This is a genomic window from Chryseobacterium sp. DZ-32 (genome assembly GCF_059587025.1).
The window spans coordinates 246060-271596 of record NZ_JCAIOM010000007.1; the positions used below are offsets into that span (position 1 = coordinate 246060).

24 protein-coding genes are annotated in these 25537 nt (G+C 36.8%); 13 read left to right on the plus strand and 11 right to left on the minus strand.

Going from position 1 to position 25537, the window contains the following annotated elements; all coding sequences use genetic code 11:
• Positions 1-48: 48 nt before the first annotated feature.
• The 3 genes from AC59HC_RS10255 to rplU form a co-directional block, all read right to left on the minus strand.
• Positions 49-213 (minus strand): bacteriocin-like protein, encoded by a 165-nt coding sequence (locus tag AC59HC_RS10255; protein ID WP_171006347.1) that lies wholly within the window; start codon positions 211-213, stop codon positions 49-51.
• Between the two features lie 175 nt (positions 214-388).
• Positions 389-646 carry a 50S ribosomal protein L27 gene (gene rpmA, locus AC59HC_RS10260; protein WP_002984034.1) on the minus strand — a complete coding sequence of 86 codons (258 nt, stop codon included), beginning with the start codon at positions 644-646 and terminating at the stop codon, positions 389-391.
• A gap of 12 nt (positions 647-658) precedes the next feature.
• Positions 659-1237 carry a 50S ribosomal protein L21 gene (gene rplU / locus AC59HC_RS10265; RefSeq protein WP_110011737.1) on the minus strand — a complete coding sequence of 193 codons (579 nt, stop codon included), beginning with the start codon at positions 1235-1237 and terminating at the stop codon, positions 659-661.
• Between the two features lie 184 nt (positions 1238-1421).
• On the opposite strand from rplU, the gene AC59HC_RS10270 reads away from it, so the two are divergent.
• A complete protein-coding gene (locus AC59HC_RS10270) occupies positions 1422-2309 on the plus strand; it encodes a neutral zinc metallopeptidase (RefSeq protein WP_137905702.1) in 888 nt (295 codons plus the stop codon).
• A gap of 146 nt (positions 2310-2455) precedes the next feature.
• Entirely contained in the window at positions 2456-3553 is a 1098-nt protein-coding gene (locus AC59HC_RS10275; protein WP_496558546.1) for an acyltransferase family protein, read from the plus strand.
• A gap of 12 nt (positions 3554-3565) precedes the next feature.
• Here the strand turns inward: AC59HC_RS10275 and AC59HC_RS10280 are convergent, their stop codons facing one another.
• A complete protein-coding gene (locus AC59HC_RS10280) occupies positions 3566-4735 on the minus strand; it encodes a porin (RefSeq protein ID WP_496558538.1) in 1170 nt (389 codons plus the stop codon).
• A 201-nt stretch (positions 4736-4936) separates the two neighbouring features.
• Between AC59HC_RS10280 and AC59HC_RS10285 the strand changes: the two genes are divergently transcribed.
• From AC59HC_RS10285 to AC59HC_RS10310, 6 genes are all read left to right on the plus strand, one after another.
• On the plus strand, positions 4937-5515 hold the full coding sequence (locus AC59HC_RS10285) for a MiaE family protein (RefSeq protein WP_110011741.1): 579 nt from the start codon (positions 4937-4939) through the stop codon (positions 5513-5515).
• A 23-nt stretch (positions 5516-5538) separates the two neighbouring features.
• Positions 5539-6156 carry a DUF502 domain-containing protein gene (locus AC59HC_RS10290; protein ID WP_047377240.1) on the plus strand — a complete coding sequence of 206 codons (618 nt, stop codon included), beginning with the start codon at positions 5539-5541 and terminating at the stop codon, positions 6154-6156.
• Positions 6157-6249: 93 nt separating this feature from the next.
• Positions 6250-7626 (plus strand): tryptophanase TnaA, encoded by a 1377-nt coding sequence (gene tnaA / locus AC59HC_RS10295; protein ID WP_202840941.1) that lies wholly within the window; start codon positions 6250-6252, stop codon positions 7624-7626.
• A 327-nt stretch (positions 7627-7953) separates the two neighbouring features.
• Complete coding sequence (locus AC59HC_RS10300; RefSeq protein WP_202840943.1) at positions 7954-9030, plus strand: FAD-dependent monooxygenase; 1077 nt, start codon at positions 7954-7956, stop codon at positions 9028-9030.
• A 2-nt stretch (positions 9031-9032) separates the two neighbouring features.
• Positions 9033-10190 carry a pyridoxal phosphate-dependent aminotransferase gene (locus AC59HC_RS10305; protein ID WP_496558539.1) on the plus strand — a complete coding sequence of 386 codons (1158 nt, stop codon included), beginning with the start codon at positions 9033-9035 and terminating at the stop codon, positions 10188-10190.
• Positions 10191-10352: 162 nt separating this feature from the next.
• A complete protein-coding gene (locus tag AC59HC_RS10310) occupies positions 10353-12782 on the plus strand; it encodes a TonB-dependent receptor plug domain-containing protein (protein ID WP_496558540.1) in 2430 nt (809 codons plus the stop codon).
• 169 nt (positions 12783-12951) lie between these two features.
• Here the strand turns inward: AC59HC_RS10310 and AC59HC_RS10315 are convergent, their stop codons facing one another.
• Positions 12952-14169 (minus strand): PQQ-dependent sugar dehydrogenase, encoded by a 1218-nt coding sequence (locus AC59HC_RS10315; protein ID WP_429812019.1) that lies wholly within the window; start codon positions 14167-14169, stop codon positions 12952-12954.
• Between the two features lie 386 nt (positions 14170-14555).
• Between AC59HC_RS10315 and uvrB the strand changes: the two genes are divergently transcribed.
• Positions 14556-16547 carry an excinuclease ABC subunit UvrB gene (gene uvrB, locus AC59HC_RS10320; RefSeq protein WP_202840951.1) on the plus strand — a complete coding sequence of 664 codons (1992 nt, stop codon included), beginning with the start codon at positions 14556-14558 and terminating at the stop codon, positions 16545-16547.
• A 75-nt stretch (positions 16548-16622) separates the two neighbouring features.
• Here uvrB and AC59HC_RS10325 read toward each other — a convergent pair whose 3' ends face one another.
• The 4 genes from AC59HC_RS10325 to AC59HC_RS10340 all read right to left on the minus strand — a co-directional run bounded on the left by AC59HC_RS10325 (position 16623) and on the right by AC59HC_RS10340 (position 19484).
• On the minus strand, positions 16623-16850 hold the full coding sequence (locus tag AC59HC_RS10325) for a DUF3820 family protein (RefSeq protein ID WP_077419572.1): 228 nt from the start codon (positions 16848-16850) through the stop codon (positions 16623-16625).
• 21 nt (positions 16851-16871) lie between these two features.
• Positions 16872-17951: an AI-2E family transporter gene (locus tag AC59HC_RS10330; RefSeq protein WP_496558541.1), complete on the minus strand. Its 1080-nt coding sequence runs from the start codon at positions 17949-17951 to the stop codon at positions 16872-16874.
• Between the two features lie 12 nt (positions 17952-17963).
• Positions 17964-18689, minus strand: coding sequence for a beta-carotene 15,15'-monooxygenase (locus AC59HC_RS10335; protein WP_496169775.1), 726 nt, complete (start codon positions 18687-18689; stop codon positions 17964-17966).
• A gap of 72 nt (positions 18690-18761) precedes the next feature.
• Positions 18762-19484 (minus strand): hypothetical protein, encoded by a 723-nt coding sequence (locus AC59HC_RS10340; RefSeq protein WP_202844402.1) that lies wholly within the window; start codon positions 19482-19484, stop codon positions 18762-18764.
• A 47-nt stretch (positions 19485-19531) separates the two neighbouring features.
• Between AC59HC_RS10340 and AC59HC_RS10345 the strand changes: the two genes are divergently transcribed.
• Both AC59HC_RS10345 and AC59HC_RS10350 read left to right on the plus strand, forming a co-directional pair.
• Entirely contained in the window at positions 19532-20509 is a 978-nt protein-coding gene (locus AC59HC_RS10345; RefSeq protein WP_496558542.1) for an aminodeoxychorismate synthase component I, read from the plus strand.
• Positions 20493-21119 carry an aminotransferase class IV gene (locus AC59HC_RS10350; protein WP_496558543.1) on the plus strand — a complete coding sequence of 209 codons (627 nt, stop codon included), beginning with the start codon at positions 20493-20495 and terminating at the stop codon, positions 21117-21119. Before AC59HC_RS10345 ends, AC59HC_RS10350 begins: the two co-directional genes overlap by 17 nt.
• A gap of 2 nt (positions 21120-21121) precedes the next feature.
• On the opposite strand, the gene menD is transcribed toward AC59HC_RS10350, so the two are convergent.
• A complete protein-coding gene (gene menD / locus AC59HC_RS10355; RefSeq protein WP_202840959.1) occupies positions 21122-22792 on the minus strand; it encodes a 2-succinyl-5-enolpyruvyl-6-hydroxy-3-cyclohexene-1-carboxylic-acid synthase in 1671 nt (556 codons plus the stop codon).
• Positions 22793-22876: 84 nt separating this feature from the next.
• On the opposite strand from menD, the gene AC59HC_RS10360 reads away from it, so the two are divergent.
• Entirely contained in the window at positions 22877-23827 is a 951-nt protein-coding gene (locus tag AC59HC_RS10360) for an isopenicillin N synthase family dioxygenase (RefSeq protein WP_202840961.1), read from the plus strand.
• Between the two features lie 60 nt (positions 23828-23887).
• On the opposite strand, the gene AC59HC_RS10365 is transcribed toward AC59HC_RS10360, so the two are convergent.
• Positions 23888-24160, minus strand: coding sequence for a hypothetical protein (locus AC59HC_RS10365; protein ID WP_496558544.1), 273 nt, complete (start codon positions 24158-24160; stop codon positions 23888-23890).
• A gap of 227 nt (positions 24161-24387) precedes the next feature.
• Between AC59HC_RS10365 and AC59HC_RS10370 the strand changes: the two genes are divergently transcribed.
• Positions 24388-24549, plus strand: coding sequence for a bacteriocin-like protein (locus AC59HC_RS10370; RefSeq protein WP_202840965.1), 162 nt, complete (start codon positions 24388-24390; stop codon positions 24547-24549).
• The last annotated feature ends 988 nt before the right edge of the window (positions 24550-25537 follow it).

Consider the following 25537-nt stretch of genomic DNA (forward strand, 5'->3'; position numbering starts at 1 on the left):
GCCGCCGAATTTTTTTTAAAGCTTATATAATAAGGACTGCCTTGATGATTAAAAGCACTCGCAACCTTCTACATCAAGCAGGCAACGCATTTGCTGCTCCTTTGTCAATCCGCACCATACACTACATGATGTAATTGGTTTTGCCGGACACCACACTTCTCCGCCGTTAATATTTCTCAGACTGGCTTTGGTTAGTTTTCTTAAATTTTTCATGATTGTTTAGTTTTATTTACTGCCTACTCTATTTGCTTTTCGGCTTCCGCAACTATTTTAAAGCATGTCAGTTATCAAATATAAACATATTTCACCAAAAAAAGAATTTTATAAAAACAGTACATAAAAAAACCTCAGTTTTTACTGAGGTTTTAATTTTTATAAAACGCTTAAATTATGCGTTTGGTTCTACAGATACGAAAGATCTGTTGTTTGCTTTCTTTCTGAAAACTACTTTACCATCTACTAATGCAAACAAAGTGTGATCTTTACCGATTCCCACGTTATCACCTGGGTGGTGCTGAGTACCTCTTTGTCTAACAATAATATTTCCGGCAATAGCTTCTTGTCCTCCGAAAATCTTCACACCTAATCTTTTAGAGTGAGACTCTCTACCGTTCTTGGAACTACCGACTCCTTTCTTGTGTGCCATTTTATTACTGGATTATTTATTAAGTGCTTTAAATTGATCGATGTTCTTAATGATAGCAGCATCAACTTCTTCATGAGTAAGAACATTCTTTTCTAATTCAACTTTAACTGCTTTACCTAAAGTAATTAAAGTTTCTCTGTTCTCTTTAGACTGAGACAAGTTGTTTTTCTTTAAGTGATAGTTCAACTCGTGATCTTCACCAAAGTTAACAGTTGCGTTGTCAGAAAGAACTTCACCTTTCACAGTTTCTTTTTTAGCAGCAGCTTTTTTAGCACCACCTTCAAAACCTGTAATACCAGTGATTACGATTTGAGTTAAAGATTGTCTGTGACCGTTTTTCACTTTGTAACCTTTTCTTCTTTTCTTTTTGAAAACGATTACTTTATCAGCTTTAACGTGGTCAAGGATCTCTGCTTCTACAGTGATTCCGTTTACAGCTGGGGCGCCTACAGTGATTGCACCGTTTACAGTAAGAAGAACTTTATCGAAAGAAACTTTTCCTCCTTTATCTCCTTTTAAACGGTTTACAAACAACTTCTGGTCTTGCTCAACTTTGTATTGAAGCCCTGCTATTTCTACAATTGCAAACATTGTTTATAAATTTTTAGTTATTTCGAGGTGCAAATATACATATAAATTTCTAAATAGCTTACAATCAAAGCAATGTTTTTTTAAATAAAATCTTATTCACTTTATTTTGATTAATTTTTTTTATTAATGTACTCACAATTAAGAGATAATTTCATAAATTCGTTTTACCAAATTGATATTATATATGAAAAGAAACTTTAATCTCTGCTTACTAGCAGGTGCCATTGCTGTAACTTCATTGACAGCATGTAGTGATGACCAAATGGACAACAATGTTCAACCTCAACAAGAAGCACTGAGTGCAAAAGTTGATCAGCCGGGAACTACTGAAAAAGGATGCTCCTATGTAGACAACAACTGGAGCACCAATTCAGTCTTACTGACCGGGCTTCAAAACTCCACAGACACCAATTTTATGAACGGCCAGATGACCAGAATTGCAAGCATGTGGGGAAGAAGCACCCCTACTCTGCGTTTTGTAAATGATCCGTCCAATTTCAATTCAACCTACAATGCTATTTCCTACTCAACAGGAAAGATCTATTATGGGTACGCTATTTATTATGATGCAAAATCAAAAGGCGGCGATATTGTAAACGCAATGATTCTTGCTCATGAATATGGACATCAGCTGCAGTATATCTTCAATCTTCCTTCTGTATCGGAGTCAACGTACAGACCGAACGAGCTTGAGGCAGATGGTTTTGCAGGATATTATCTGAGAAGACCTAACGGGTACAATAAAACCAGCTTCCCGGAAATTGCGGCAGCCTATGAGTTTGCTCAAAGTATCGGTGACTATCAGACAACAAATGTAAACCACCATGGAACACCAGCACAGAGAAGATCAGCAGTTCGTTTAGGATTCCTTCTGGGCCAGTACGATCTTAATGCCTCCAATTTCGATTACAACTTCTTTTATTATTATCAGGGAGTTTTAAATGGTACTTATAAGATGGCTAAAAACACAGTAAATCCTGAAATTGATGCCTACATGAGTCAATATATAGATGAGCTGAGAAAAATTCAGACAGGAGAAATTTCTGCTGAAGAATTTAAACATCTTCAATAAACGAGAACATTCATTTTTAGCATATTTAAGAAAGGAGGCGGGCAGTATGTTCCGCCCCTTTTTTGTTTAAAAAATCTTTTATGTCTTAAACAATCAATTTGTTTGTATTTTTGAAAAAATTACAAAGAACTTCCAACCCATCTATAATGAACAGAGATCTCTATATTGATTTCGCCAAAGGACTGGCAACACTTTCCATCATATTTATCCATACCGCTTTCTGGTCCGGACAATTTTATATTCCCGCTGAAGTAAGAGTTTTCTCGCTTGTTTTTGACGTAGCTCTTTTTTATGCTTTAAGCGGAATCACTTCGGGAGCGAATATTGAAAAAACATTATATCGTCTTCTGAAACTCCAGATCACCTATATGATTTTTGTGACTTTCCTGTTCTTTTTAGATTACTTCTTTAAAGTGTTTGGCCTGAGTTTCTTTTCCATGGAATGGCTGCAGAACTTTTATTCAACATTTGGATCCAAATACTCCGCAACCAGTGTTTCAGCATACCCTCAATGGGAAAATCTCGGAAACTGGTATCTTAATCAGTACACCAATGCCGACACGTTTCCGGTAGTAATGGGAAGCTTCTGGTATTTAAAAGTCTATTATGTACTTACCGTTTTCGGTGTACTTATTTTAAGGTTCTTCCCGAAACATATCAATTGGTTCATCGGACTTTGTATTGCTCTAACCTTGCTATTCAATATCTTCCCGGAATATTACCCAACAGGACAAGTGGGATATGTTGCTTTCTACCTTGCTGTTTTTTTAACAGGACACAAAATGCGTGGAAAAAAGATCTCCACCAAAGCAATTCCTGTACTATATGCACTTACAGGAATGGCTCTTATATGGATGTTCTGGTACTATGGAGGAGATATTTTCTACAAAATCAATAAAAATAAATTCCCGCCGAAAATCCCTTATATCATCTGGGCATTATTCTCTCTGGTAACCTTATTTGTTCTTTACAACCGGCTGAAGATCACAAAAGAAAACTTTATTACCTATATCGGGAAGAATGCTATTTTCTTCTATTTTGCACAGGGAATAAGCTCTTCGCTCGTTTATTTCCTGGTAGTTCCACTAAAAGAAAATATGCCATGGTGGCTTTTAATACTCATTATTTATGGGATTAATATTATTTTAGCCTTCATTATTTCAGCAGGATTGAAAAAAGTAGATGAAACAGGCTGGAGACTTTTAGAATACTTCAGGAAAAACACAGCCATTAATAAATCATAATAATTATATCTTTTAAAGGTCAAAATTTTTAATGAAAGTTTTGGAGAGATCAATTTTTAGTCCAAGAGTAAAAACACTTTTTTCTCTTTCTCCCAATGATGTTTTACCCATAGAAATTCTTTGTTCTGAATAAATCTGGACAAAATTAAAGGGGTGATAAGAAACACCAACAATACAATCATTCCTTTTAAAACCCGGATCCAGATGATACTGCCCGGAAATTATTTCTGTATTTTTTATATCCGGGACATATAAATTATATCCCGCAAGAATAGAAAACTTATCAAGTTTATATTTTCCAAAAAACTCCAATCCTTTAGCATTGAATACCATAATTGATTGAGCTACCTCCATTCCAGGGTTCTGATAAAAACTCTGTGAAAAATCTCCGTTTTTATGCAGAACAAAAAGAACACTCCAATCCAAAATTTTCCCGGTGTACTTTGCTCCTAAAGAAAAATAAGTGGGTTGGCCGGTAATACCTATTGCCCCGCCATTCTGTATTAGACGGTCACTCAGAAAAGCCCTGATATAAGCTGCTCCGGCAAAAAAACCATCTGTAATTTTATATTGAACAGAGCCACCAAATCCATCAATAAAATGATCATTATTTCCCCCTCTGGCCTGGATCTGCCCTCCGATATACAGATTTCCAAAGCGGTTACGGTAAATAAGGGCCTGATCCGCACGTCCTGTTCCGGTTTCTCCACCATCAGTACCTCCGACAAATGTAGCAGATGCTCTTGCCCCAAAAACATTAAACCGGTCAGTGTAAGAAGTGATGTCCCGATAAACACCCCATTGCTTCCCAATGGTAAGGATTCCATATTTCCCCAGGTCAATTCCCAAATAACCAAGCCTATTACCGAAAACCTGTCTAGATTGTGAGGATTCTATCGAAACAAATCCACTGGAAAGGCTTCCATCCACATTAAATGAGGTACTTCCACGAAACATATTTAACTGCACTTCTCCGCCTGCAATAAAACCCAATGTTCCTTTTTTGATATTCAGCTCCATTCCGATTCTTGATGCATTTTCCTGAAGTTCCATTTTATGGTCATACACTGCCATATGACCGCGAAGACTCGCATAGGGTCTTAGAGATATTTCAACTGAATCTTTTACATTTTGACCATAGACAGGTAGTCCTTTCACCGTAAAAAGTAATGAAAATAGCATGGGCAAATAGTATTGTCTAATCATTGTGATTGAGTCATTAGTTTTTTTATTACCGTAAAATAACAGGATATCATTAATTCATATTTGCAATGCTACAAAAAAGACAGTTCTGATTGTACAAAATTCAATAGAAAATAAAATCTGTCACATCAGAAGCATTAAATATGTCCAATTTGTTTAAATTTACAAAAAATTTACAACATGTTTAAGTTGAAACTACCTACCGACCCAAGGTGGGCAAATATTGCAGAAGGAAACATTGGAGAAATTTTAACGGATCATGCCTGGTGTGAGCAAAAAGCAGCAACCAATGCAATAGGCCTGATCACGATGCTTCCGGAATATCCTGAGATTGTAACAGAACTTCTTGCCATTGCACAAGAAGAACTGGATCATTTCAATCAGGTACATGAAATCATCAAAAAAAGAGGCTTTACTTTTGGAAGAGCAAGAAAAGATGATTACGTGAATGAGCTGGCAAAATTTATCATTCAGGGAAGCAGAGAAGACCTCATCGTAGACAAAATGCTGTTTGCCGCAATGATTGAAGCCAGAAGCTGCGAGAGATTCAAAGTTCTTACCGAAAATATCAAAGACGAAGAGCTTAAAGTTTTTTACAAAGAACTGATGATTTCCGAAGCCAATCATTACACTACTTTTATCGGCTTTGCAAGACAACTGGGAAATCCTGAAAAAGTAAACAAACGTTGGGAAGAATGGCTGGAATATGAGGCCAGCATTATTAAATCCTACGGAAATAAAGAAACGATTCACGGTTAAAATAAAATAGTAAAGAATACACCTTGAAGAAGCCAAGCTTTGAAAATATTGCCAATCTGTTCCTGAAGAATTTTTTTCAGGGGTTGGTTATCATTGGGCCTATCGGGCTTACTATTTTTGTGATCTGGTATATTGTAAGTGCGATTGACAACCTTGTGCCTTCTCTTGCGAAGCAGATTCCGGGGCTTGTATTTGTATCTATCATCCTGTTTACGGCTATTCTGGGGTATTTAGGAAATAAATTCGTAGTCGGAAGATTCTTTTTCGACACGATGGACAGCTTGCTGGAGAAAACTCCGGGAGTAAAACACATCTATACTCCTACGAAAGACGTCATGTCTTCATTTGTAGGCGACAAGAAAAAATTCAACGATCCCGTATGGGTAAAAACCAATGAAAATCCGGAAATCTGGAGAATTGGCTTTTTAACTCAAAAAGAAATGTCGGACGTTGATAAGCATAATTACGTTGCGGTATATCTTCCCCACTCGTATGCCATCTCGGGCTGGGTAATTGTTACTGAAGAAAAAAACATCAAACCTGTAGTAGGAATGACAGCAGCTTCTGCCATGAAATTTGCTGTGAGCGGCGGTGTAGCCGGATTCCATTCTGATGAAAATATATTTAAGGCTCCGGAATAATCCCTTTTCCGACTTATCTATACATTGATGAATTTTGAAAAATTATTTTCAAGCACATTTTCTTTACAAACAATTTAAAACATAATTTAACTCATGAATTTACCGTACGCGGAACCTTTCCGCATTAAAATGGTGGAAGAAATCTATCAATCCACCAGAGAAGAAAGAGAGCAATGGCTTAAAGAAGCTAATTATAACCTTTTCAACCTAAGATCTTCACATGTTTATATTGACCTGCTTACCGATTCAGGAACGGGGGCTATGTCTGATAAACAATGGGCTGCTTTAATGACCGGAGATGAAAGCTATGCCGGATCACGTTCTTTTGAACAATTACAAAAAACTGTTGAAAGAATAACAGGATTCAAATATTTATTACCAACCCACCAGGGAAGAGCTGCTGAAAACGTCCTTTTCTCAGTATTGGTAAAAGAAGGTGATGTAGTTCCTGGGAACTCGCATTTTGATACGACAAAAGGTCATATCGAATTCAGAAAGGCACATGCAATTGACTGTACGATAGACGAAGCTTTTGATATTAATGATCTTCATCCTTTCAAAGGAAATATTAACCTTGAAAAACTGGAAGAAGTTTATAAAAGCCATCCTAAAGAAAACATCCCTTTCTGTTTAATTACCATTACCTGTAATTCTTCAGGAGGACAGCCTGTTTCTTTGGAAAACATGAAGGCAGTAAAAGCCCTTTCCGACCAATATGGAATTCCTGTATTTTTTGATTCAGCGAGATTTGCTGAAAATGCTTACTTCATCAAACAAAGAGAAGCAGGACAGGAAAACAGAAGCATTAAAGATATCTGTAAGGAAATTTTCTCTTACGGAGACGGAATGACTATGAGTTCTAAAAAAGATGGTTTAGTAAACATCGGAGGATTTATAGCTTTGAGTAACGAAGAAGTTTTCAGAAAAGCATCCAATTTCACCATCATTTACGAAGGTTTTATTACTTATGGAGGAATGGCGGGAAGAGATATGGCAGCATTAGCTGTAGGTCTGGATGAAGCTACTGAGTTTGCTTATCTTGAAAGCAGAATCTCTCAGGTTGAATATCTGGGTAATAAATTAATTGAATACGGAATTCCTGTTCAAAAGCCTATCGGAGGACATGCTGTATTCATCGATTCTTTAAACTTTCTTCCAAATGTATCCCGTGAAGAATATCCGGCTCAGACATTAGGGCTGGAAATTTATAAGGAGGCAGGGATCAGAACTGTAGAAATCGGAACATTATTGGCAGACAGAGATCCTGCTACTAGAGAAAACCGTTATCCGAAGTTAGAGCTGGTACGACTGGCTATTCCAAGAAGAACCTACACCAACAACCACATGGATTATATTGCTGCTGCTATCAGAAACGTATATGAAAGACGTGATGAAATAGCAAAAGGATACAAGATTACGTGGGAACCGGAAATCTTAAGACACTTTACTGTTCAGCTTGAAAAAGCTTAATCATAAAACCGGAATTTCTTCCGGTTTTTTTATGCACCAAAACTAAGCGTTTTTAAGCAAAAAACAATCTTAATTTCACATTACCACTTAAATAAATTAAGGCTATTTAAATATTGAAAAAAAAATCTTTTTTATAAATAAATATAAACCAAACATATACTTTTATTATCCGGCTTATCTTACTCTTTTTATCTTATTTTTCAGGAAATCAAAATTAAATTAAGCCGTTTTTTAAAATAGTGAATGTTTTTAATTTAATTTTGTATTGATCTAAAGGATTAAAAAAATACTTAAAAAACCAACCTGAAAAATACTTTATTCCGAAAAATGAAGAAAATTGCTGTCGTGGGCGCCGGTATTTCCGGCTTAAGCATGGCGAATTACTTAGAAAAATACAATATTGATTATCATATTTACGAAAGGAGAAAAAAGAAAGATCTGGCAGGTCACGGCTTTCTCATTCCGAAAGAAGGAATGGATTATCTTTATCAGATCATTGATCCTGATCTTCTTCTCCAACATGGAAATTTTCTGAAAAAATACATCCAATATTCACACACCGGAAAAATTCTCGCAGAAAAAGAACTGAACAATGTTTTCGCCATTTCAAGGCATGCATTAATCAGTTTACTGACACAAAACCTTACTCCAGGCAAGATAACTTATGAAGAAACTATTATTCCTGATGAGCTGCAGAATGGAAAACTGAAACTTTCTGACGGAACTGAGATTGACGCTGATATTGCAGTGATCTCTGATGGCTCCAGAAGCCGGATCAGAAGAAATCTTTTTCAAGATGAAATCATGAGAATAGTAAGAGAAAGTGAAGTCGTCAATATCATTCAGAATAAAGAAATTGCGGATGTTATTGATAATGACTTTATGAAGTTTCACCACGAGGAAGGTGGACTGACTTTCGGTATTCTCAAGCTTTCTGAAGATACCATCCTTTGGTATTCACAGTTTGATAATCAAAAATATATGATCAGTGAATGTTCCGCAGAAAACTTAAAGAAATATATGCTTGACATTTTCGAAAACTGGCATCCTTTAGTCCCGGAAATTATACAGAAATCACATTATAAAAATGTACATTTATGGAATGTATATGAACTGGAAGAGTTAAACCCTTTTTACAAAGATAATTTCGTATTCATCGGGGATGCAGCGCACCCACTTATTCCATTTACCAGCCAGGGAGTTACCTCAGCTCTGAAAGATGCCTTTGTATTAACGAAATACTTAGTTGAAGAAGAAAACATGCAGAAAGTCTTCCATAAATATGAGGCAGGCAGAAAGCCCGAAATAGAGATTCACATTCATAATGGAAGAACATTGCTTAAGCAGTTTTTACTCCCGCTCCATCAACAGACTGAAAATATTTTACCTATATCCTATAAATAAATATGTTTACCAATAACGATATCAACTTTGAAGCCCTGAAAAGAAAAGCCTACAACGGAAGATGGGCTACCCTGGAAGACGGGATCATTCCTCTTACGGCAGCCGATCCCGATTTCAGAACAGCTCCTGAAATAGAACAGGGAATTATTGAATACCTGAAAGACGGATATCTAAGCTATGGGCCATTTTCCGGACTTCCTGAGTTTAAGAAAAGCGTTGCAGATCATTTTAATACAGAAAAGCATGGTAATTTCTCCCCAGAAAATGTTTTGGCAGTGAATAGTGCTGCTCAGGGAATGTTTCTCATCGCATCCTATGTTCTTAACCCCGGAGACGAAGCCATTATTCTGGATCCTGTTGATTTCCTTTTCAAAAAATCAGTGGAAACAGCAGGCGGAAAAGTAATGCTTTGCCCAGTAGATACAACAACAGGAGAAATTGATTTTGAAAGCCTGGTTTCTTTAATTAATTCCAAAACCAAACTTATCAGCCTATGCAATCCGCACAATCCGCTTGGAAAAGTGTATTCTAAAGAAGTTTTAATACAAGTGGCGGAAATTGCATCGGCTCATGATCTTTGGGTAATGAGTGATGAAATCTGGAGTGATATTATTTATGATGATAAAGACTTCCATACCTATTCTTCCGTTTCAGAGAAGGCAAAGAGAAAGAGCTTTACCGTTTACGGATTTTCAAAATCATTCGGAATAGCAGGATTAAGAATAGGTGCTATCTTATGTAATGACCAAGATATTCTTGAAGACTTCACAGAAAAATCCAATTTCAATTCCACAATAGAAGGTGTTTCTACTTTATCGCAGATTGCAGCAAGCGTAGCTCTGGAGAAAGCGAAACCCTGGTATAAAGAGTTTCTGACGCACTTGCAAAGCAACAGAGATCTTGCGTTCAGACTATTAAGCCGTTCAAAAATTGTAACCCCTAATCTGCCCGAGGCTACGTTTGTATTGTTTCCAAAGATTGAAAACGGAATGTCAAGTGATGAGTTCGCCCAGCATGTTCTGCAGCAGGGAAAAGTAGCCATTGTTCCGGGATCAGAAAGGTGGTTCGGCAAAGGAGCCGAAGGACATATAAGAATTTGCTTTTCTACATCCACGGAAATTTTGGAAGAAGGAATTAACAGAATCATTACCAGCTTTTAACGTTAAAATTTTTAATTAAATTTTGATAATTAATTATTATTTTTCCGAATTTATCACAAATCAATGTTAAATTAAGATATCCATACTAAATATTTAATTTCAGTATGGATTTAAAAATAAATATTAATAATTTTGATCGGATCATCACTCAAAATTATTATTATGAAGATAAAATACATCAGTATCATTTTACTTGGAGTGTCTACCCTCTCTTATGCCCAGCAGATAAAAGACACGTTGAAAGAATCCAAGATCGACGAAGTAGCCATTACAGGAAGCCGTAACAAAAAGAGAACGGTGGTTAATACTCCTGTTCCTATTGACATCATCGACATTAAGCAGGTAAGCCAGTCTACAGGACAGATAGAAGTCAATCAGCTTTTGCAGTTTTCTGCGCCCTCTTTCAACTCCAACAAGCAATCAGGATCTGATGGTGCTGATGCTGTAGATCCGGCGACTTTAAGAGGTCTTGGTCCCGATCAGACCTTACTTTTATTGAATGGAAAAAGATATCACCAGTCTTCACTGATCAACCTTTTCGGAACCAAAGGAAGAGGAAATACCGGATATGATATGAATACTATCCCGATTGGTGCTATAAAAAGAGTGGAAGTTCTTCGTGACGGAGCTTCCGCCCAATACGGCTCTGATGCTATTGCAGGAGTTATCAACGTTATTTTGAATGACAGAGACAAAGGTTTTGAAGGAAATGCTTTTTATGGAATGAACCTTTTTAAAAGCCCCGGAAACAATGATGTTGTTTCTGATCACAAAGTAGACGGAACGACCTTTGATTTCAGTGGAAATTTAGGGACCAAAATAGGCTCAAAAGGCGGTTTTGGAAACTTTACAGTAGAGTTTGTTAATAAAGATTACGCCATACGAAACGCAAATCCGGATATTTACACAGCTCCAAGACAGCGTTTCGGAGATGCCAAGGCTCAAAATATTTACTTTTTCGGAAATATTGAACTTCCTTTGTCTGATGGTCTGAAATTCTATTCCCGCCAAGGTTTTTCACATAGAAATACTAAGGCTTATGCATGGACCAGAACCCCTGATGCAGACGGTAATATCCCTGAAGTTTACCCTACAGGATTTAATCCGATTGAAAACACCAGCATTACGGATTTCACATTTGACAATGGAATAAGGTTCAAAGTTGCTGACTGGGATGTAGATTTTTATAATGCTTTTGGCAACAACAGATTCACTTATCAGATCGATAATACAATTAATGCCACTTTAGGAGTCAAATCTCCAACAAGCTTTAATGCAGGAGGACATTCTCTGCTGCAAAATACAACCGGGTTTAATGCCGTGAAACAATTTAAGGTACTGGAAGGACTGAATATTGCTTTCGGATCTGAATTCAGATATGAAAAATTTGATATCATCAAAGGAGAAGAGGCCTCCTATACCATGTATGATAAAAACGGAAATCCTGTTACACCAGACACCCCTGAGAGTTTACTGGTTACCAACCCTTTAAATGATAATAGCGTAAGACCAGGCGGTTCGCAGGGATTCCCGGGGTATTCTACAGATATCGGTAAAAGCAGAAATAACTTTGCTGCCTACATAGATACTGAACTGGATGTGACTAAAAACTGGATGATAAGCGTTGCCGGGAGGTTTGAAAATTATAATGATTTCGGAAGTACACTGAATGGTAAGTTTGCTACACGATATGCATTTACTCCTCAGTTTGCTTTCCGCGGATCTGTTTCTACGGGGTTCAGGGCTCCTTCTTTGGCTCAAAAATACTACAGCCAGCAGTTTACTAACTTTCAGGAAGGTGAATTGGTGACTATTCAGCTGGCGTCTAATGACAGCAAACTGGCAAGCAGTCTCGGAATTCCTCAATTGAAACAGGAAACATCGGTGAACGGGAGTGCAGGATTCACTTTTAACACAGGAAAATTCACGGCGACAGTGGATGGATATTATATTGAGGTAAAAAACAGAATTGTTCTTACCGGATATTTTACACAGGCAGACCTGCCGGCAGAGGTTCAGGCAGAAAATCCGTTTATTGATCAGGTACAGTTCTTTTCTAACGCAATTGATACGCGCACGAAAGGAGTTGATCTTATCTTAAGCTATAATGAAAATATAGGATCCGGAAAGCTGACGGCTACTTTAGCAGGGAACTATAATGACATGGAAATCACCAAAGTAAACACTTCGGAAAAGCTGGCAGGAAAAGAAGACATTTACCTGAGCGAAAGAGAAAAGGCTTTTATTCTTGCTTCTGCTCCGAAAACAAAAGTGAATTTAAACCTCAATTATAAGATCAGTAAATTCAATGCAAACCTTCAGCTGGTAAGATTTGATAAGGTCACGCTCATTGGTTATGACGGTACAGAACAGGTTTATAATCCAAAAGTAACAACAGACCTTTCTTTTGGTTATGAATTTAGTAAGAATCTCAATGTAACCCTGGGCAGTAAAAATCTGTTCAACAGATATCCTACCCTGCAAACCACTCAGGTAAGTGATGGAAACACAGAAGGTGGAGGTATTTTTGATCCTGTTCAGATGGGATTTTCCGGAAGACAGGTTTTTGCCAGACTAAATTTTAAGTTTTAAGAGAATAAAAAGAAACTGTATCAAAATGTCATTCTGAACACAGACTGAAGGTCTGCGAACGTAGTTCAACAATGTAGTGAAGAATCTTATGTTATTGATTTATAAATGAGATTCTTCCTTCGTCAGAATGACAAAGGTGAAATTATTAACCTTTGATACAGTTTTTTTCCTATTTTTTTGAAATTTTATAAAGTTTACCGCTATCTGTTACGGCATACAGATTTCCATCCATTCCATTTAATACATCCCGGAAACGCTCTTTCTGATCTGCAAGAAGACGTTCTTCTCCTACTACTTTATTGTCTTTCATGACAATTCTGTCAATATGCTCACCGCTTAAACATCCGATAAACAGATTTCCTTTCCATTCGTCTATATTTCCTGTATAAAAAGTTATTCCACTTGGTGAGATCACAGGATCCCAATAATAGACCGGCTGTTCTGTTCCTTCTTTTTGAGTGATACCCTGTCCTACTTTATCTCCGGAATATTCAATTCCATAGGTTACATCTCCCCAACCGTAATTTTTTCCGGGTTGGATCAGATTGATTTCATCACCACCTCTTGGCCCCATTTCAACATCCCAGAGATTGCCATTGGGATCGATAGCCATTCCTTGCGGGTTTCGGACTCCATAAGCATAGATTTCCGGTTTATATCCTGATTTTCCGATAAAAGGATTTCCCGGAGCCGGTTGCCCATCCTTTGTAATTTTTAAAATTTTCCCAAGATAATTATCTGTTTTCTGGGCATATACACGGGTAACTTTATCTGATCTTTCTCCTGTGCTGACAAATAAATTTCCATCTTTATCAAAAGCAAGACGGCTTCCATAATGTTTATCTCCATCATAAGAAGGTTCTGCACGGAAAATAACTTTTACCTCTGAAATACTTTTAAGATCTGCCGAAAGCTTGCCTTTCGCAACAGATGTTAAGTTTCCTTTTCCAAATGGTTCCGAGAAGCTGAAAAAAATAATACTATTGGTTTTAAAATCAGGATCAAGAGCGACATCCAGCATTCCGCCCTGCCCTTTTGAATCTACTTTTGGAAAGCCTTCTATTTTGGAGACCTGCTTTCCATCTGGTGAAACAATATTCATGTACCCATTCTTATCGGTGACTAAGAATTTTCCGTCAGGTAAATTGATAATGCCCCAGGGCCTTCCCAAATCTTTATTTAGTATTTCAATATTATAGGCTGTTGTCGACTTTACAGCCTTAATTCTTGTCTGTCCTTTAAATGCCGGCCTGTAATCAGAATTAGGGTTTTCTGTTTCTACACTTCCGTCATTTCCTGTCTTTTGAGCATTCGCATGATTCTCTTTGCACGAAGATAAAAAAAGAAAAAGGCTTACTACAGGAATGTAAAATGAATTGATTTTCATATTATTATGATTAGGTGTAATACAACGAATGGAAAAATAATGCCAATAACCATTTAGGAGAAAATGAAATTCTGAACCGGGAACTTTTAAAAACAGTCACTGAAATCAGTAATGAAACAGTATGGATACCTGCAGTGAAAGATGGAAAAGCCATTGCTTCAGTATTGAAAGTTTCCGCAACGATGACTTTTAACCGACCCTAACAATAAAGCGCAACTTTTAGCGCTTTTAATTTTTTAATTTTTCAATTTTTCTTAATCAGACAATTTCAAAAAATCAAAAATTAAGGTTTGATAAGTTAAAATTTTATTATCAAAATATTCACCTTCAAAACATTATACAGCCTAATAATTTCTTTCGTATTTTTGTTGTATACATTCTTTTCTATGGATTTTAAGCTTCACTCAGAATATAAACCTACCGGAGACCAGCCTCAGGCAATTGAAAAACTTACTGAAGGAATAGAGATCGGTGAAAAATATCAAACGCTTCTGGGGGTAACAGGTTCCGGAAAAACCTTTACTGTTGCGAATGTTATACAAAAAGTACAACGTCCAACTCTGGTACTGGCACACAATAAAACGCTTGCTGCACAGCTCTTCATGGAGTTTAAAGAATTTTTTCCCGAAAACGCAGTGGAATACTTTGTCAGCTACTATGATTACTACCAGCCCGAGGCCTATATTGCTACCACAGGAACTTATATTGAAAAAGACCTGAGCATCAATGAAGAGGTAGAAAAACTACGTCTTTCTGCAACTGCCAGCCTTCTTTCGGGAAGGAGAGACGTTTTGATTGTAGCTTCTGTTTCATGTATTTATGGTATCGGAAACCCTACGGAATTTCATAAATCTTTGATTTCTATCGCCATTGGTGAGAAAGTGACAAGAACTGCACTTCTCCATTCGCTAGTTAATGCACTGTATGCCAGAACACTGAATGAATTCCAGAGAGGAACATTTCGTGTAAAAGGAGACGTAATCGATGTTTTCCCTGCCTACACTGATAATGCAATCAGAATTCAGTTTTTTGGAGATGAAATTGAAAAGATTCAAAGTTTCGATCCTGTAACAGGAAATGTAGAAGATAATTTTGATCAGATACAGATTTATCCTGCCAATCTTTTCGTAACATCGAAGGAAACCTTAAATGGCGCCATTAAAGAGATTCAGGATGACATGGTAAAACAGGTTGATTTCTTTAGCTCTGTCGGGAAGCCTTTAGAAGCAAAACGCCTTCAGGAAAGAACAGAACTGGATCTTGAAATGATTAAAGAACTGGGCTATTGCTCAGGAATTGAGAACTATTCAAGGTATCTTGACGGCCGTCTTCCGGGAACGAGACCCTTCTGCCTGATTGATTATTTTCCTAAAGATTTTTTAATGGTTATTGATGAAAGCCATGTTACTGTTCCACAGGTTCATGCCATGTACGGAGGAGACCGAAGCAGAAAAGAAGCATTGGTGGAATACGGTTTCAGACTTCCCGCTGCAATGGACAACAGACCTTTAAAGTTTGAAGAATTTGAAGCCATTCAGAATCAGGTTATTTATGTTTCTGCTACACCTGCAGATTATGAACTGGAAAAAACGGGAGGCACTTATATAGAACAGATTATCCGTCCTACAGGGCTTTTAGATCCGATTATCGAAGTAAGACCTTCACTGAACCAGATTGATGATCTGATGGAAGAAATCCAGAAAAGAGCCGATGCGGATGAAAGAGTACTGGTGACTACTTTAACCAAGAAAATGGCGGAAGAACTTACCAAGTACTTCACCAAATTCGGAATCAGAACGAGATATATTCACTCAGATGTAGAGACCCTGGAGCGTATTCAGATTATGCAGGATCTTCGTTTAGGGCTTTTTGATGTATTGATTGGGGTTAACTTATTAAGAGAAGGTCTGGATTTACCTGAAGTTTCTCTGGTTGCCATTCTGGATGCTGATAAAGAAGGAATGCTGAGAAGCAGAAGATCAATGATCCAGACCGTAGGGCGTGCCGCAAGAAACGTGAACGGAAAAGCAATCATGTATGCAGACAAAATCACAAAATCTATGCAGGCTACCCTGGATGAAACCGAATACCGCCGTGCCAAGCAAATGCAGTACAATGAAGAGCACGGTCTGAAGCCAAAAGCATTAAATAAAAAGATATCCGAAAATCTCGTAGGAAGAAGCAAAGACTTCCCTGATGAAAAATATACACAAAAAGAAATCCTTCAGAAAGTTGCCGAAACAAAGGCAACCTACGCTACCGAAGATATCGAGAAAATGATTGCCCAGAAACAAAAAGAAATGGAAGCGGCAGCAAAAAATCTCGACTTTATTAAAGCTGCCAAGCTGAGAGATGAAATTTCAGCATTGAAAGCGTAAAAGGATTAATGATAAAATAATTTCGGCGGCATCTTCGATGCCGCCGAAACTATATAAAAATGGTCTATTTAATTTTTACAACCCATTTCTTACTGCTGCTCTGATAGGAGTCAAAAGATCCATCAGCCCGTTTAACTTGATCTCGTAGACCGTTGAAAGCTGCATTCCCAATTTTCCCTTTGGCATTCCGTTTCTGTTGAACCATTCCAGGTAGCTTACCGGAAGATCAACCAGCACTGTTCCTTCGTATTTCCCGAAGGGCATTTTCATGACACAGATTTCTTTTAGTATTTCGGGATTGATTCCTTCCACGTTTTTATATAATTAAATTAATTTTTCTTTAATATCATCCTGACCGGGCAGTTCAAGATCCGGAGGAGTATCTTCATCCGAAAATTCGTTCCTGTATACCTGCACCAGAAGAAGTGTCAATGAGATCAGGATAGGTCCGAAAATCAGTCCCATAAACCCAAACAGATTCATTCCCATGATGATTCCGAATACGGTATTCAATGGGTGAATATTTTCCAGTTTCTTTAAAAGGGTAAAACGTAGAAGATTATCAGTAAGCCCCACCACCACAAGGCAGTAGATCGCCAAACCAATTCCTTGTCCGGTATTACCTTCCGCAATCATAAAAATACATACCGGAACGTAGATAATAGCCGTTCCTACTACAGGAATTACTGAAGCGGCAGCCGTCAAGGCAAAAAGAAGTATAGCTCCCGGTGCTCCGAAAATCAGGTATCCGATAAGCGCAACAATCCCTTGTCCTACAGCTACGACAGGAATACCTATCGCATTGGCCATGATTAATTTTCTCATTTTATCGCCGATCAAAGAGATATTTGCTCTCTTCAGCGGAGCGGAAGAAGTCAGAATCTTTTCAAAGAGTCTTGGTCTTTCCAACATAAAATAGAGAATAAAATACATGGACATCACAACTGTAAGCGTATTGAATGTCCCACTGACTGCAGAAGTAGAAAATTTTCCTACATTATCTTTCAGTTTTGCCATATTTTCTTTGCTTAGAATATCAAACCCTGTTTTTGAGAAAATATAAGCATGTATTTTATCCAGGAAAACATTGAACTTGGCCATATAAGCCTGTGCATTTCCCAGTTTATCAATAATCAGATCGGCAATAAAATAGATCGGAAGAATAAGAACAATAAGACTTGCAAACATCAATGCAAAAGCAGCCAGTGACGGTTTCCATTTCTTTTCTTCCTGCAGATAAAAATTATACTTTCTGCAGACTACATAAATGGTAATCGCTCCCAGAACCGAGGGAATAAACAATGCCAGATTAAAGCAGATTAATCCGGTCAATACCAGAATGATGGCCAGTAACGACATCTGCTTTATCGCAACACTGCTTATTTGTTTGTCCTTATTCATCATGTATTTTATATTTTATTTACTGTATATAATCTGTCTTGGTTTTCCTAAGAAAGCGCAATAGGTAGAGTACATTACAATCATAATAAACGGAGCTGTCAGGATAATCCCTATTCCACAAAGAATAATTCCTGCAACAGAAATCAGACCTCCTAAAAACCCGGTTAATAAGAAAGTTCCATAATTTTCTTTAGCAATATTGAACGACTTTGATAAAGCCTCTGTAGCTGAAGCATTTTCAAATAACAGAATCGGATATCCTATTAAAAGGAAAGGATATACAAAAATGATAGGCAGAACGCATAATGCCAAAGCAATGGAAGAAATTATCCACGCAAGAAGACTATAAATCAGGATGTTTACAAAATTCTGGCGGTATCCGATAAAAAGATCAGAAAATTCAATCGGACTTTTGGTATTGTATTTATTGACCATATAGATCAATCCTACATACAAGGGAGATAATAAAAGTCCAAAAAGGCTGGACGCTCCCATATATAAAGGAAGCCCCGGAGCACTCCAGTAATTAAAATCTCCTCCTGATTTCATTTCTTCCACCATAGAAGCAGAGTCAAACCCTGTAAGCATTTGAATAACAGAACCTCCGATAAGGTAGATGATCATAGCTACAATTCCGTAACCGAAAACGCCTTTGTACATTTCAAAAGCATGAGAAATAATTGATCCCGTTTCTCTGTTGGGTACAGAGCCCTGCTGATCAAATTCGTTAAATTCAGACATAGTTTAAATATTTAATGATTTTACCAAATTTACTTTTTTTTAGTAAAAAATCCCATTAAACACGAATGAATTTTAACTTTTCTCTGAAAAAACGGTTTTATACAATGAGTAAATCATTGCATTCCAAAAAGGAAAAGTAAATAATCCTCCAATAAAAAATAGGGCAAAGCCTAAGTACTTAAATAGAAAGGCAACGATTACACATACCGTTATTTCCAGAAAATACATTCTGAGCGCTTTAAAATTCAGGGAAATGGATTCAAAGATTCTTTTATTGGTAAAAAACATCAATGGAGCAACAAATACAGTTGCTATCACCCAAACGATTCCAAGAATAATAGTCTGGGCAGCATTGATATAAATGAAAAACCAGAAAATATAATATCCTATGTACTTAAAAAAGTTAAGTCCATTATATCCCACCAGTAAATCTCCCAGTTCCAGCTTTTCTTTAAGATCAATTTTTCTGTAAATCTGATAAAACCCGATATTGAGAGGATAAAGAAAGATCATAGTCCCCACAATCATCAGAGAAAAATTCTGAAATTCCGGAGTAGAAACCATTTTAGTATATTGTGCGGCATATGCCTGCATACCATCCTTCAGATACTTGCTAGTTTCCATGTACTGGCTCAAAATATTATATTTGAGATCTGCGGCGAAAAATACCGTGAGGAAAATTCCAAAGTAAAAAATGGAAAACATCAACTGAAAAACGAGTGTTTTATTCCAATAAAAAAATGCCTGCTTCAATATAAAATCTATTCCCGGTTTCTGAGGATATTTGTTCTGCATCGTAAAAAATTTATGCAAAAGTAAACATCAATAAGTACTTTTGCAGAATGTTTTCAGTGAATCATCAAAAATTTATGGAAATGGACGAGCTTTCTCTTCAGAAGGTTCCCTATTTTTTCATCATCGACTTTCTCTCGGAGAATGTTGAAATCTATCAGGAAAATAAAATTGAAAAAGAGGGTTTAATTGTTGATTTTCAAGAATTTTCAACCTCAAAAGCAACCCATACGCTGGATAAAAAAGTAGTTTGGAAATCCTTTCCTGAAGAATTGGAGAGCTTTCAGGCCGGTTTTGATAAAGTTCAGAAAAATATTCGTTTGGGAAACTCTTACTTAGTAAATTACACTAGAAAAACACGTATTGAGACTAATTTAACCCTGGAAGAAATTTTTTATCATTCAAATGCGAAATACAAAGTTTTTTATAAAGATTTTTTTGTATTTTTTTCTCCGGAAACTTTTGTAAAGATCATTGATGGAAAAATTTTCACCTATCCCATGAAAGGAACCATTGATGCATCTATTGAAAATGCAGCAGAAATTCTTAAGAATGATAAAAAGGAGAAGGCAGAACATTACACGGTTGTAGATCTCCTTCGGAACGATCTAAGCATGGTAGCTGACGATGTACAGGTAGATCAGTTCCAACAGATTGATTTTATCAAAACCCGGCAGAAGGATCTGTATGCAATGAGTTCCGAAATTTCAGGGATGATAAAACCTGAATATGAGGGAAAAATAGGAAGTATTATGAAGAAACTGCTTCCTGCAGGCTCTATTTTAGGAGCTCCCAAACCTAAAACACTGGAAATTATTCTGGATGCGGAAGGGTATGACAGAGGATATTACACGGGAATCTGTGGCTGGTTTGACGGCCAAAATGTAGACAGCTGTGTAATGATACGCTTTATTGAAAAAGAAGGAGATCAATTGTATTTCAAAAGCGGAGGCGGTATAACGCACATGAGCAAATTAGAAGACGAATATCAGGAAATGAAAAATAAAATCTATGTCCCAATTCATTGAAAGCATTAAAGTAGAAGATCAGGAGGTGTTTCTATTGGATCTACATCAGAAACGTGTCAATCAAACATTTTCCCATTTCGGGAAGGAAGACTCAATTGATCTGGCCAAGATCTATAAAAATCTGCAGCATGATGAAGATGGACTTTTCAAGCTGAGAATTGCTTATGACCTTGATAAAAAGATCAGAACACAGATGATTCCTTATGCGATTCCTGAAATACATGACTTTCAACTGGTAGAAAACAACAGCTTTGATTATTCATTCAAATTTGAAGACCGCAAAGAGCTCGATAAAATGAAGATGAAAGCAAAAGCAGAAGAAATTATCATCATCAAAAATAATCATATCACGGATACTTCCTTTTCCAACCTTTTATTTCTAAAGGGAAAAGACTGGTTCACTCCTTCTACTTACCTGTTGAACGGTGTGCAGAGACAACATCTTTTAAAGCATAAAAAGATCAAAGAAACGGAGATCACTTTACAGAATATAAAGCAATTCACCCATTTCCAGATCATTAATGCGTTGAATGATTTTGATGATATGTTTATCTATCCTATCGACAGAATTATCAATCTGCCGGGGAATGAAGAATATCTTGATCTTTAAATTTATTTCATAAACTCAAAATACGATTTCAGTACATCTGCGCTATTCTTCCCGTGAGTATTTACTTCCAGGATTTTTGGCTGCGCATCAGGTTTGAAGAAATTCTCAAGAACCCTATCCAGCGTAAGTTCATCCTCTACTCTGATATAGGAGAATCCAAAATGTTTCGCCAGAGATTCTGCATTTTTACGGTGTTTTGTAGCAATAAATTCGTCCAGAGTATTCGGATTGGCATTTCCAGGTCCGGGAATGATTTTAAAGATATTGCCTTCACCATTATTGAAGATCATAATTCTTACAAACGGTGGAATATATTGGTTCCAAAGACCATTGATATCATAGAAAAAACTCAGGTCTCCTGTAATCAATAAAGTTGGGTTTTCATTTTTAATGGCAAATCCCATTGCCGTAGAAGTGGATCCGTCAATACCACTTGTTCCTCTGTTACAGTACATTTTTCTCTTCCCAAAATCAAACAGCTGCGCATATCTGATCCCCGAGGAGTTACTGAAATGAATATTATAATTCTCAGGAATTGTTTGTGACGCTTTATTGAAGAAATAAAAATCTGAGAAATCAATTGTATTTAAAAACTGTTCGTGTTTAGCATCTTTTTTATCCCTTAAGACGTCCCAAAGGTTATAATAAGGCCTTGGTTCCAGATTGATAAATTTCAGCAGTTTTGAGAAGAAAACCTCAGGTTTTACCTCGATCTTTTCTGTGAGTGAGAAATAAGTATCAGGCTGCCACACTTCATCCAGATGCCAATGTTGTTTAGGACGGGCACTTCTGAGGAATTGTTTTACTTTTTTGGAAACCACATTCTGCCCAACTGTAATCAACAGGTCAGGAGCATATGTTTTGTAATCCTCTTCTGTAAAATTGAAAATATAACGGTCTATATGTTTGAAGAATTTTTCATGATGCAGGTTTGAATTGGCTTCACTCAGTACCACAACAGAATGGTTTTTCACCAACTGAGTCAGCTGGTTTTCCAGTTCCGGACTGTAGTCTCTTGTTCCCACCAACAGCATAATTCTTTGTGAAGTATGCCATTCTGCAATCAGATTGGACGGAATTTCATACTCTTTATGCTTAATTGTCTTTTCTACCGTAGGAAAAGTAGGAAGCTCTGAAACCAGCTCATACAAAGGTTCTTCCAGAGGAATATTAATATGTACCGGACCTTGCTTCTCAAAGCAAAGTTCGATAGCTTTTTTAATGATATCGAAATTAATATCTTCTGCATTCTCCTTACTGTCTTCCAAAAGCTGGAAATCACCATAGGAATGCTGATGAAAAACATCCTTCTGCCTGATCGTTTGCCCATCGAATATATCAACAAAATCTGTCGGCCTGTCTGCAGTAAGTACCAAAAGGGGCACATTCTGATAAAATGCTTCCGTAACCGCAGGATAATAATTAACTACCGCAGATCCGCTGGTACACGTAACAGCTACTGGTTTTTTCTCACTTTTCGCCATTCCCATTGCAACAAAAGCAGCACTTCTTTCGTCTACAATGCTGTAACAGTTGAAACTATCTACCTCTGAAAAATGGATGGCCAAAGGAGCATTTCTCGACCCCGGAGAAATTACGATATCTGCAATTCCGTACTGCTGAAGAAGATGTGCAAGTATTTGGATACTTCTCTTAGAAGAATATTTTTTCATACAGCAAATTTAACTTATAAATAATGATTTTAAAATCATTTAATTTAAAAAAAATGTAATTTTGCTGTTCGTAAATTTCTAAAAATGGATAAAATACCTAGTGTAGACCTGCGTGATTTCCTTTCGGGCAACCCGGAACGCAAACAGAAATTTGTAAATGAAATCGGAAAAGCTTATGAAGAAATTGGTTTTGTAGCCTTAAAAGGCCACTTTCTTGATGACAACCTAGTGGATGATTTGTATGGAGAGGTAAAAAACTTTTTTGAACAGCCAGTGGAAACGAAACAAAAGTATGAGATTCCAGGAATTGGTGGCCAGAGAGGTTATGTAGGATTCGGTAAAGAAACTGCAAAAGGTTTCAAAAAAGGAGACTTAAAAGAATTTTGGCACTTTGGACAGTATCTGTCTGATGATTCAAAATACAGAACTGAGTATCCGGACAACGTAATCGTTGAAGAACTTCCAAGATTCAACGAAGTTGGTAAAGAAGCATTCCAGATGCTTGAGAAAACAGGACAGTATGTGTTAAGAGCTTTAGCATTACACCTTGGTTTAGATGAATTTTATTTTGATGACAAGATCGCAGAAGGAAATTCTATTTTAAGACCGATTCACTATCCGCCAATCACTGAAGAACCGGATGATGCGGTAAGAGCGGCTGCTCACGGAGACATCAACCTTATCACTCTTTTAATGGGAGCACAAGGAAAAGGTCTTCAGGTTCAAAATCACAACGGAGAATGGATTGATGCCATTGCCGAACCAGATGAACTGATGATCAATGTTGGTGACATGCTTTCAAGACATACCAACAACAAATTGAAATCTACCATCCACAGAGTGGTAAACCCACCAAGAGAAATGTGGAGCACTTCAAGATATTCAATTCCTTTCTTTATGCATCCAATCAGTGCCATGTCTTTAAATGCACTTGAGAACTGTGTAGATGAAAACAATCCTAAATTATACGAAGATACTACCGCCGGAGAATTCCTGCATGAAAGATTGATCGAACTGGGATTGATTAAAAAATAAAAGAAACGGCTGTCTCTATAGAGGCAGCCGTTATTATTTACATATTCATTTTACTTATTTTTATCCCGTTATACAATAAAATTCGGGGCAAGGAGTGGGTTGTGTAAAAGTTCCCCATGGACAGATACAGGTATAAGTATCGCCGCCACCTCCAGGATTTTGTCCTCCTCCGGGACCCTCAACATAAGGGACACATTTTCCATTTGAACAGATTTCTCCGGCAGAACATCCTCCTTCTCCCGGTCCGCCTCCTTCAAAACAATATGCCGGGAAATTTTCTCCCGCAACAATACATTTTCTGTCTTCTCTTGAAAGTTTTTTAAAATTTTTCATAGTTATTGGTTTTTGGTATTCCTACTCTATAAGCTTTTCGGGTAACGCTAGCTTAAAATTACTATTTATTATATTAATAATTAGTCAATTAAAAACTAAAAAAGTCTTAAACCGTAAAAGAATATAGAAAGCTATATTAAATTTAATTTTTAAATATACCACACATTGTATAATTAAAAATATTTTAATTATTTTTACTTTAACAACAAATTTTTAATTAAAACTATATGAAAAACCTAAAAAAACTACAAAAGAACCAATTAAAGAACATTTCAGGTGGAGCTAATCTTCCGGAAACAGATTTCTGTATGTATTACTGCAACGGAACCATTGTTTGTGCAACCTGCAGCGATGACTTCAAATGCCCGGACACGAACAGTGATATGTAAGATAAAAAATCAAAATGTCATCAATAAGAACCGTTTCTGCAGAGAAGCGGTTTTTTATTTCTTTTGGATTAAAATAAAGCAGATTTCAGCCACGCAGACCTATTTATAATGATAAGCCCAGATTTTGTTTGCGATAAGCAATTTATGAGCTTAAAAAGAGGAAAATGATTTCTATCCTACAAATAGCAGACTAAACAGATAAAACTTTTCTTGTAAATAGCGTCTTTCTATTTCATTTGTGCTGCTTCTTTCCACTGTGCCATTTCGTAGGAATCCAGACTCTTTTTATAGAGTTTAAAGCTTCAAAAGGTAGAGAGTTCCAACGGCGTCTTTCTCCTTCATTTGTGTCACTTCTTTCTACTGTGTCATTCCGCAGGAATCCAAGCTCTTTTATTAGAGTTTAAAACATTAAAAAGTAAAGAAGGAAGTAATACTTAAGTTATAAGCTAATGCTTTGATGAGACTCCTACGGAGTGTCAAATAGTTAGAATAAACGATAGTAAGTGAAAGCAAAGAATGAACAGCCGTAACAATGAATAATTTTAGGCTGAACCGGGGGAATGATCTTTCAATAGTGTCATAAACATCCCTTCTCAATTGTGCTATGGTTCAACTGGCGTCTTTCTTTTTATTTGGCCTGCTTCTTTCCTACTGTGTCATTCCGCAGGAATCCAGCCTCCTTTATTAGAGTCTTAAAAGGATTTAAAAGGTAAAACTAATACTTGAGTTATGTGCTAATACTTTGATGAGACTCCTACGGAGTGACAATTGGAGTGTATGCTGTCAGCATAAGTAATAAATGATAGGTGATAGTTGATCAATCATAGTTGATTGATGTATCGTTTATCAATTATTACTTATTGCTTATAAGCTTAACTTGGGTATAAAACAAAAAAATCCTTTATCACAATGATAAAGGATTTTTTAAAAATAAAATAAAAACTGGCGGCGGCCTACTCTCCCGCGTTAGCAGTACCATCGGCGCTGG